Source organism: Aureimonas jatrophae (assembly GCF_900104035.1).
GTDB classification, from domain to species: domain Bacteria; phylum Pseudomonadota; class Alphaproteobacteria; order Rhizobiales; family Rhizobiaceae; genus Aureimonas; species Aureimonas jatrophae.
Window position 1 is genome coordinate 1 of sequence record NZ_FNIT01000017.1, and the last position, 10,088, is coordinate 10,088.

Here is a 10,088-nt window from a genome sequence, read left to right on the forward strand (position 1 = left end):
ATGCATCTTGGGATCATCGGGGACGACTTCACGGGGTCGTCGGATGCGGCGAACACGCTGGCGCGGGGTGGCTTGCGGGTCGTGCAGTATGCGGGGGTTCCGTCGGGTCCGGCGGAGCGGGGTGTCGAGGCGGGCGTGGTGGCGCTGAAGTCGCGCACGATCGCGGCCAGTGAGGCGGTGGCCTTGTCGCTGGGTGCGCTGGACTGGCTCCTGGCGCAAGGCTGCCGGCAGATCCTGTTCAAGGTGTGCTCGACGTTCGACTCGACGCGGAGCGGCAACATCGGCCCGGTGGCCGAGGCGCTGCGGGCGGCGCTGGCGGCGCGGCTGGGTGCGGGAGCGGCGGCGATGGGCCCGGTCCTGGTGTGCCCGGCCTTTCCGCGCGCGGGGCGCTCGCTCTACCAGGGGCACCTGTTTGTCGCCGACGCGCTCCTGTCGGAGTCGGGCATGCGCGACCACCCGCTCACCCCCATGCGCGATCCCGACATCCGGCGCTGGTTGGGCTACCAGACACAGCTCGGTGTCGGGCACGTGGCGGCGTCCACGGTGTTTGCCGGGGCGGACGCGATCCGCGAAGGCGCGCTAGCGGAAGCCGCGGCGAACCGCCCGCTGGTGGTGGTGGACGCGATCCGCGACGAGGACCTGCACGCGATCGGGCAGGCGGCCGCCGACTGGCCGCTTCTGGTGGGGGGCTCAGGGATCGCGCTGGGCCTGCCGGAGAACCTGCGCCGGGAGGGGCTGGTCCCGGTGCGCGGCCCCGACGCGGACGCCTGGGCGGGCTCGCGCGGTCGGGCGGCGATCCTGTCGGGCTCGTGCTCGGTGATGACGCGCGCGCAGGTGCGCCGCCATCTGGCGGACGGCGCGCCGGGGCTGGAGGTCTCGGCCGACGAGATCGTGGCCGACGGGGCGGGGGCGGTCGGGCGCGCGCTGCGCTTTGTGGACGATCACCCGGGGCCGGGCGAGGGCGGCGAGGGAGGCAACGGGGCGGGCGGCGCGGCGGCGGGCGCTCCGCTGGTCTACACCTCGGCCGATCCGAGCGTCGTGCGGGAGGCGCAGGCGCGCTTTGGACAGGAGCGCGTGGCAGGCGCGGTGGAGGGCTTCTTTGCCGAGCTGGCGCGCCGGCTGGTGGCGGGGGGCGTCACGCGCCTCGTGACGGCGGGCGGCGAGACGTCCGGGGCGGTGGTGGAGGGCCTGGGCCTAGCCTCGCTGGCCATCGGCCCCGAGATCGCGGCCGGCGTGCCGGCGGTGCGCGCGGACGGGGTGGGGGAAGCCGGGGGCGCCGGCGGCGGGCGCCCGCTCTGGCTGGCGCTGAAGTCGGGCAACTTCGGCGACGAGCGCTTCTTCGCGCAGGCGCTCGACGTGCTCGGGCAGACCGTCCCGGAAGCGGGGCGACCGGAAGCGCGACGACCGTGAGCGGGGTGATCGCAAGCGACGCCCGCGCCGAGAGCCAGCTTCGCGAAGACGTCTGCCGGCTGGCCGCCAGCCTGTTCGACCGCGGGCTGACGCAAGGGGCGTCCGGCAACGTCTCGGTGCGCCTGCCCGATGGTGGGCTGCTCGTCACCCCGACCGGCCGCTCGCTCGGCCGCCTCGACCCCGGGCGCCTGGCCAGGCTGGGCGCCGATGGGCAGCTCGTGTCGGGCGATGCGCCCACCAAGGAGGTGCCGCTTCACGCCGCCTTCTACCAGACGCGCGGAACGGCGGGGGCGGTGGTGCATCTGCATTCCGCCCATGCGGTGGCCTGGTCGACGCTGCCCGAGGTGGACCCCGAGAACGCGCTGCCCGCGATCACCCCGTATGCCGTGATGCTGCTCGGGCGCGTCAAGCTTCTGCCCTTCTTCGTGCCGGGCGACCCCCTCACCGGCGAGGCGATCCGGGGCTTGGGGGGCCGGCGCTCGGCGGTGCTTCTCGCCAACCACGGGCCGGTCGTGGCCAGCCGCGACCTCGAGGCGGCGGTCAACGCCATGGAGGAGCTGGAGGCCACCGCGCGCCTGGCGCTGCTCACGCGCGGCCACCATCCGCGCCTTCTGTCGGAGGGCGAGGTCGCGCGCGTGGTGAAGCGCTTCGACGTGGAATGGGACGGGTGAGGGAGGCGAACATGATCGAGCTGTCGGCCAATCTGGGCTTCCTGTGGAGCGAGCTGTCGCTGCCGGACGCCATCCGGCGCGCCGGGGCGGCGGGCTTTGCGGCGGTGGAATGCCACTGGCCATACGAGACGGATGCAGGCGCGGTGGCCGACGCGCTTGCCGAGACCGGCCTGCCGATGCTCTCGCTCAACACCCGTCGCGGCCAGCCCGGCGAGAACGGGCTCGCCGCCCTGCCCGGGCGCGAGGGCGAGGCGCGCGAGGCCATCGGGCAAGCCTTCGAGTACGGGGCGCGGATCGGGGCGCGCTGCGTGCACGTCATGGCGGGCGCGGCGCGCGGGCAGGCGGGGGCCGAGGCGACGTTCCTCGCCAACCTCGCCTATGCCGCCGATCTCGCCTGCGACACCGGCATGGGCGTCCTGGTCGAGCCGCTGAACCGGCGCGATGCGCCCGGCTACCTCCACGCCACGGTGGAGGAGGCGGCCGCGCTCGTGCGCCAGCTGGCGCGCCCCGAAGTCCGGATCCTGTTCGACTGCTACCACCAGCAGATCATGGGCGGCGACCTCGTCACGCGCTTTGCCGCGCACAAGGACCTTGTCGGCCACGTCCAGTTCGCAGCCGTCCCCACCCGCGCCGAGCCTGACCGGGGCGAGGTCGACTACCCCTGGCTCCTGCCCGCCCTCCAGGCCGCCGGATACGCAGGACCCTTCGGCGCCGAGTACAAGCCAACGGGCGCAACCGACGACGGACTGGCCTGGATGAGGGGGTTCGAGGGCTGATAGGGCATGGGTGTACCGACGTGAGCGAGCTGCTTCGGGCGGTCAGTTTTCTAGCGTCGCTCGGCGGTGGCGGCTGGAAAGCGGACCGTCTGGGTTGCGGCGAGGGGGACGGGAGGCGTGCGATCTCGTGCGGAAGGGTCCTGACCGCACGCTTGGCGACCACCCGCCTTTGATCCTGCTGCCTGTGTACCAGGGGAACAGGATGCCACGGTCGGGCTCCACGCCGATGCCATGGTGCTACCTAGACCGCGATATAGCACATAGTCCGGCAAGTCCGCCGGCACGACAAACGCGACGTTGCCGCGACCGACGCGGGGCATCAAGCCGATGCCGAAACGCCGCGATCAGCGACGTCGGCAGCCCGGAATGCAGGAAGTCGCCGCCCCAAAGCGTCGAGCAGGCCGCAAGCTCGCAGGACGGGTCGCTTGGCGGAAGCTCGTCGTGGTGCCCGGATCCGGCCCTGTCGACCGGCGTGATCTGACAAGCGAGCGTCCCGTCCACAGCCCGATAAGACGAGGCGCCCACGCGGCGCCTGCTCGACGTCGACCGGCCCGGCCGGGGACCAGCCGTTCGCTCATCGTCCGCGACGCCGCATCGCCATCATGCCTTTCCGGGCGTCGAATGCGTGACCTCACCGCCGATTCGCGCTAGGCCATGGCCGGAACTCGACAAACCTGTCGAACGTCGGTTCCGCATTCTTGGTCGGCACGATGTTGGACATGCGCTCCCACCACCTCCACGCCGGTCGCGTCGACGCGTTGCGCCGCAGCGGCCTGCTCCAGCGCGCCTCCGAAGACGAATTCGGACACCTGACCGATCATGTGCGCGACGTTCTCGACGTGCCGGTCGCCATCATCACCCTTGTCGACGAGGACCGGCAGGTCTTCGCGGGCCATAGCGGGTTGCCGGAACCATGGGCCGAACGCGGCGAGACGCCGATGACCCATTCCTTCTGCCAGCATGTCGTGGACCGGCAAGCCCCGCTCGTGACCAGTGACGCCCGGCTCGACCCGACGCTGCGCGACAATGCGGCGATCGGCGACATCGGGGTGGTCGCCTATCTCGGCGTTCCGCTAACCCTTCCCGACGGTGAGATCGTGGGCGCGCTCGCCGCGATCGACACGCAACCCCGGTCGTGGACCGAAGCGGACATGCGTCGCCTGCGCTCGATCGCGCGCACGGTCGACAAGGAGATGGCGGTCCGCATCTCGGAAAGCCGCTGGCGTTCCATGTTCGAAGGCTTGCAGGAGGGCTTCATCCTGGGCCGGGTCGTCAGGGACGAAACCGGGCGTATCATCGACTGGATGTACGAGGCGGTGAACGCCGCCTGGCATGACCTTCTCGGCGTACCGCATGGAACGGCCGTGGGACGCACCGTTCGCGAACTTCTGCCCGGCGTCGAGGACGCCTGGGTGGACGAGTTCGCCGGTGTCGTGGAAACCGGCGAGCCTGCGCGCTTCACACGCCGGGTCGGCACGCTGGATCGCTGGTACGACGGCGTCGCGCAGCCGATCGGCGGCGACCGCTTCACGGTCATCTTCATCGAGGTCACCGAGCGGATCCGGCGGGAGCGCCGTCAGGCGACGCTTCTGACGCTGGCCGACGAGTTGCGCGGTCGCTCCGACCTCGAAACCATCGTGACGGCTGCCGCGCGCTGCCTCGCCGACGGGCTCGAGGTCGACCGGATGGGCTCGGGCCTCGTGAACCTGCGGGAGGACACGATCGATGTCGCCTCCGACTGGTGCGAACCCGGCATGTCCAGCGTCGTCGGTCAGCACGACTTCTCGTCTTATGGCTCCTACATCGCCGATCTCAAGCGCGGTGCCATCGTGGCCGTCGATGACGTTGCTTCGGACCCTCGCACGAGCGGGCGACGGGCAAGCTTCGACGCCATCGACACCCGATCCTTTCTGGATCTGCCGATCAGCTTCGACGGCCGCCTCTACGCGGTTGTCTTCGCCCATTCGCGAACGCTCCATGCCTGGACGGATGGCGAGCGCCAGTTCGCCGAGCAGGTCGGCGACCGGGTTCGAGCGGCGCTGGCTCGCCTGCGGATGGAGGACGCCCAGCGCGTCCTGACGCAGGAGATGTCGCATCGGATGAAGAACGCGCTGGCGATGGTCCAGGCGATCGCTACGCAGACGCTGCGCCAGGCTCAGACCATGGACGAGGCGCGAGAGGCCATCTCCAGCCGGTTGTCGGCTCTGGCCCGGGCGCAGGACATCCTGACGCGCACGAACTTCACCGAGGCCGACGTGCGCGAGGTTGCCGAGGCCGCCATCGCCCCGCACCGCCTGGCAGGCGATCGCATCGCGATGTCCGGACCGCATGCGGACCTGACCGCGCAGCGAGCCTTGGGCCTTAGCCTCGCGATCCACGAGCTCGCGACCAACGCGGCCAAGTACGGTGCCCTGTCGAACGCGATGGGCCGGGTCGATGTGACCTGGGACGTGGTCGATGGAGCGTTCGCGTTCCATTGGATCGAAAGCGGCGGTCCGCCCGTTACGGCACCGGAACGACGCGGGTTCGGCTCCAAGCTGATCGAGCGCATCGTCAGCAGCTACTTCGATGGCGAGGGTCATATCGACTTCGATCCCGCCGGTATCCGCTTTACCCTGACGGGCGCGCTTGCGCATCCCGCCAGCCAACCGAACGTTTGACCCTGCAACCATGGCTCAGTCCTTTGACCCCTCCCGTTACGCCGTTCTGATCGTGGAAGACGACGCCCTGGTGCGGGCGGAAGCCGTGGACCTGTGCGAGGAGGCGGGCTTCACGGCTTACGAGGCCAAGAATGCGGACCAGGCCATTCGCATGCTGGAGCGTCATTCCGAGATCCGCGTCCTGTTCACCGATGTCGAGATGCCCGGTACCATGGACGGGTTGAAGCTCGCCCGAGCCGTTCGCGACCGCTGGCCACCGGTCGCGATCATCGTCACATCGGGGCGCATGAAGGTCGAGACGACGGACATGCCGGAGAACGGGTTGTTCTTCGCCAAGCCCTACCCGCCGCGGGGCATCATCAAGGCGCTCAACGACATCGCCGCGCAGATCCAGAACTGACGTACCGGGGATCGGTCTGACATGCGGGCCACCGTTGCTCGGCGTTCCGGGTCTCGAAGGGATCATGGAGCAGATCAGCCATTCGCCGGCCCCTGACCTGCCAGCGTCCCTTGGCCCCGTCCCGCGCCGCCGCGCCGTAGCAATTCCCGCGCGAGACCGCACTTCAGCGGGACGCTTCCGTTGTGCGAGTCACGGCAAGGCAGAACAGGCCAGCCTTCAGCGAAGCGAACGCCTTCGGCGCTCGTCCGACGATCACGTCTAGCCGCAGCGCTGGGCCGGAAGCGCCGATCCACACGGTCGGCTGGTGGGACGATCGTCTTCCATCCCCGATGATCGCGCGAAGGCGTCGACGCAGGCCGGAGCTGCCCAGCCGGACGACCCAGGGATCGTCGCGCTCGACGGGTGGTCGGCATGTTGCGCGCATGAGGCGGCGAGCCGGACTCGCCTCGGCGGAAGCGCGGCTGCGACCGCCTCGACCCGATGCTCGGATGTCACCGACCCGCGGTCCGGCGTTGTTTCCGGATGAGAGCGCGCTCCGTAGGTCATTGGTCCGCCAAGATACGGCATTCGTTACCGGTTCCCCGGCGAAAACCCGAATAGGGACATCTCTTCCGACCGAGACGTCCCCATGCCGGCGAACCCGCTATTGCGGCGGCGCTGCCGTGGTCTGTTGTTGAGCCGCCTGGAAGGGGTTCAGCGCGCGCCGGATATCGGCTCCTGCCGAGTCCGGCACATAGAGGATGTCGCCCTTTCGCATGGGGAAGTTCTGCATCGCGAAGAGCGAGGCGGGCTGCTTCATGTCGATCCGGTAGATGATGGGCACCAGTCCCGTCGTCGGATCGCCGGGGGGCAGGACACCAAGGTTGCGGGCGACGTCCGCCGGTTCGGAGCGCAGGAGATACACGCGCCGCGCGTTGGCGCGATCGTTCAGAAGCCCTCCCGAGCGCGCCACGGCCTGGGCCAGCGTCAGCTCGCCCGGCTGGAAGCGGAACTCGCCGGGACTGGCGAAGGCCCCGAAGGAGGTGAAGCTCGTGGCATCACGTCCCAGGAAGATCTGGTCGCCGGGTTGAACGAAGATATTCTGGGCCTGATCCAGAAGGAGCCTATCCATCGAGGCGGAGGCGCGGTCGCGGCCCCGGATCACGGTGACCTCCGTCTCGCCAGAAGGCGAGGAGGGGCCTCCCGCAAGGGCGATCGCGTCCAGCACGCGTTCGCCCTGCGTCGTCAGGTTGAAGCGCCCGGCCTGGTTCACCGCGCCGTTCACCGTGAAACCGCTGCTGCCCGTTTCCGACACGAAGACGGTCGCCTCGGGCGAGATCGACGAGCCCTTCAAGCCGCTTGCGATCCGGCCCTGCAGGGCGGACGGCGTCGATCCGGCCGCGCGCAGGCGTCCCGCGTAGGGGACGTCGATGAAGCCGCCGTTGTCGACCTTGAAGGAGCCGAGATCGAGCGACGTGGCCGAGGCGGTGGACACGAGGCCCTGCTCGCTCGTGTCGAAGATACGGACCGTGACGGTGTCGCCGGGACGCAGGATGCCGCCGTTGAACTTCGCCGCCGCAAGACGCGCGAGACCCGCTTGGCTTCCGGGGGAGGAGCGAGCCGGGGTTGCGGCGACGAGGTCCACGACCGGCGCCTGACCGGTCGAGGCGAGCCGCACCGAATTTTCCAAGGAGGTCGCGCTCGGTCCCGATCCCGGCGAAGCACATCCCGCCAGCAGAACGGAACACAGCCCGAGGATCGTGACGTTCCTTCGGCAAAAAAGCGTCGAACGGATGTTCGTCTTCGCGACAGGCAGCATCGACAAAGTTTCCACGGGGCTCTTACCGTCGATCGGAACCACAGCACGACCCGTTCCACAACGGATCAGAGCCGAGAGATAACTCGACCTGATGACTTCATAAGTCTCGAAACTGATTCGTTGCTGGATGTCGCAGCGGTTTTCGCGTGGGTTGTGTCCTTCGCGCCGCAGGTCGCCAGGAGCCCGATGGTTTCGCGCGCCGACTGCGGCCTGTCGCTCGGGTTCGTCTGCAGAAGAGAACCGAGCAGCGGCTCGAGTTCCGCCCGCGCGTCGGGCACGCAGGCGACGGCTAGAAGGCGGCCGAGCGAGAAGAGATCCGATGTCACGTCGGCTGGGGCACCGGGGGATCGGGCTTCCGGTGCGGCAAAGCCAGGGGTCCATGCCTGTTCGAGATCGGCCTCGTGGGGGCGTGCGCCGATGCAACGCGCGAGGCCGAAGTCGAGAAGGATGGCGGCCTCGGCCCGGCCCCCCGGCAGAAGGACGTTGGCGGGCGATACGTCGCCATGAATGAGTCCCGCGGCGTGGACGGCTTCCAGCGCTGCCGCCAGGCGCAACGCCAGCGCGATGCATTCGACCGATCCCAGATGCCGCTCGCGCAGCACCGTCGCCAGCGTCGGGGCGTCGACATAATCCAACAAAAGGGCCGGGCGCCCGTCCGCAAGGCGAAGCGCGGCGCGCAGCGCAAGGCAGGCGGGGTGGCGGACGCGCTCCTGATGCCGCGCCTCGTCGAGAAGCAAGCGACGCAGGAGGGGAGCCGAGCCGCGCTCGGGACAGAGGGTCTTCAAGGCGTAAAGCGTGCCGAGATCCCGTTGCCGGACGAGGAGGATCTCGAACGACGCTCCGCGATGGAGCCTTTCAAGACCCGTGAAGCTGTTGGCGATCAAAGGGGCGTCCGTCGGCGTCGCGGCGTCCCGGTCCAGGACATCTCGCACGCCGTCGCGGATGATCGCGCGGTCCACCCCGTCCGAAACCTGATCTATCGCATCGCGCAGGGCCGCCAGGCGATCCGCAACGCGGGCCAGCGCGGGGTCCGTCATCGCAGCCCCGCCACGATCACCGACAGGTTCTCGCGGACGCCTGCTACAAGGGCATCGTCCAGAAGCGCCCGCGCCGCCGCCTCCGGCTCGGCCGCCATCAGGCGTCCGGCGATCTCGCGCTCGGGCAACGCCCGCGTCAGCGAACCGGTGGCCAGAAGAAACACGTCGCCCGGCTCCGTACGGCCGCCCGCGACATCGCAGCTGAACTGCGCCGAACCGCCGAGACTGCGCGTCAGACGTCGCTCGAGACCGATACCGACATGGTCGCGCGTCAGAAGGCGCATCGTGCCCGCCCGCAGGAGGTAGCATCGCAAGTCCCCGGCCCAGACGGCAGCGAAACCATCGGAGGCCAGCGCCAGCGCGACGATGCCGATGCCGCCCGGCGGGAGGGCCTCCCCTCCTTCCCGCCGCATCAGGGTATTCGCATTGCCAAGAGCGCCCTTCACCTCCGCGGTCAGGTCGGCGATCCGATCCGAGGGCAGGACGCGGGAGACGCGCTCCAGCGCGAGACGGGCGGGGGCGGGCGTGGCGGTCAGCGATCCCTGACCGCCGGCTATCGCATGGAGATGTCCGGGTTCCGCGACGAACACCGCATCGGCATCCACGCGGAGCCGAGTTCCGGGATGGGAGCGCGTGGCGACGCGAAGCGCGAAGTTTTGCGGTGATGCCGGAGCGGACAGGGGCGGCGGTGCCGCTCCTGGCTTGCGCTCCGGCTCGCGGACCGCCCCCATGGCGTCCTCCGCAAGGAAATGCCCGAACTCCTCGGGTGCGGGAAACCCGTTGGCGGCGAAACGGCGGGGCGGGTTCCCGTCGGTCCACCAGAAGGAACGATCGCGCTCCTCGCGGCCCGAGCTCCCCGCGCCCTCGTCGCTACCCGCGCCGGGATCGGGCCACAGCGAGGCGAGGTTCCGGTCCAGCCGTTCCAGCGGCATCGTCGTACCGCGCGCCTCCAAAGCCAGCGCTTCGGCGGTCTCGAACCAGCGCCGCTGGCGCGCCAGGAGTCGCACCGGTCCGCGATGATCGGCCATTCGGGCGCCCAGAAACAGCGGGAAGGGACGACCGACGCGGTCCTGGCTCGGCACCATCACGCCGATGGCCGGTTCGCCGCCCGCCAGCGCCGCGCCCAGCGCGAAGCGCCAGGGCGGCATGGCCAGAAAGGCCTGCTTCCAGCTCTCGCCCCGTTCGCGCCGAGCCTGGGCCAGCGCGCGCTGGGCCCAGCGATCCAGGGGATCGCGCAACGAGCGGTCGAAGCGGCTCGCCACGAAGTCGCCCTGGCTCGGGACCTTGCCGAAGAAGCCCGCGCCCGGCACGCCTGCCTCAAGCGGCCGCCTCATCG

8 protein-coding genes are annotated in these 10,088 nt (G+C 70.1%); 5 read left to right on the top strand and 3 right to left on the bottom strand.

The features are described 5' to 3' along the window. The 5 genes from otnK to BLQ76_RS20630 form a co-directional block, all read left to right on the top strand. Window positions 1-1,410 (top strand): 3-oxo-tetronate kinase (gene otnK / locus BLQ76_RS20610; RefSeq protein WP_090676043.1); only part of this gene is annotated, 1,410 nt, incomplete at its 5' end. After that, window positions 1,407-2,081, top strand: a complete 675-nt coding sequence (gene otnC, locus BLQ76_RS20615) for a 3-oxo-tetronate 4-phosphate decarboxylase (RefSeq protein ID WP_244519706.1) — start codon at window positions 1,407-1,409, stop codon at window positions 2,079-2,081. The genes otnK and otnC, both read left to right, overlap by 4 nt. 11 nt (window positions 2,082-2,092) lie before the next feature. Then, on the top strand, window positions 2,093-2,857 hold the full coding sequence (locus tag BLQ76_RS20620; RefSeq protein WP_090677144.1) for a hydroxypyruvate isomerase family protein: 765 nt from the start codon (window positions 2,093-2,095) through the stop codon (window positions 2,855-2,857). Between the two features lie 719 nt (window positions 2,858-3,576). Then, window positions 3,577-5,517: a GAF domain-containing protein gene (locus BLQ76_RS20625; RefSeq protein WP_170842701.1), complete on the top strand. Its 1,941-nt coding sequence runs from the start codon at window positions 3,577-3,579 to the stop codon at window positions 5,515-5,517. A gap of 10 nt (window positions 5,518-5,527) precedes the next feature. Further along, window positions 5,528-5,917 carry a response regulator gene (locus BLQ76_RS20630; protein ID WP_090677083.1) on the top strand — a complete coding sequence of 130 codons (390 nt, stop codon included), beginning with the start codon at window positions 5,528-5,530 and terminating at the stop codon, window positions 5,915-5,917. A 643-nt stretch (window positions 5,918-6,560) separates the two neighbouring features. Here the strand turns inward: BLQ76_RS20630 and BLQ76_RS20635 are convergent. The 3 genes from BLQ76_RS20635 to tagF all read right to left on the bottom strand — a co-directional run bounded on the left by BLQ76_RS20635 (window position 6,561) and on the right by tagF (window position 10,086). Beyond that, on the bottom strand, window positions 6,561-7,586 hold the full coding sequence (locus BLQ76_RS20635) for a polysaccharide biosynthesis/export family protein (protein ID WP_170842702.1): 1,026 nt from the start codon (window positions 7,584-7,586) through the stop codon (window positions 6,561-6,563). A gap of 194 nt (window positions 7,587-7,780) precedes the next feature. Beyond that, window positions 7,781-8,752, bottom strand: a complete 972-nt coding sequence (locus BLQ76_RS20640; protein WP_170842703.1) for a protein kinase domain-containing protein — start codon at window positions 8,750-8,752, stop codon at window positions 7,781-7,783. Further along, a complete protein-coding gene (gene tagF / locus BLQ76_RS20645; protein ID WP_090677086.1) occupies window positions 8,749-10,086 on the bottom strand; it encodes a type VI secretion system-associated protein TagF in 1,338 nt (445 codons plus the stop codon). Before tagF ends, BLQ76_RS20640 begins: the two co-directional genes overlap by 4 nt. Between the last annotated feature and the right edge of the window lie 2 nt (window positions 10,087-10,088).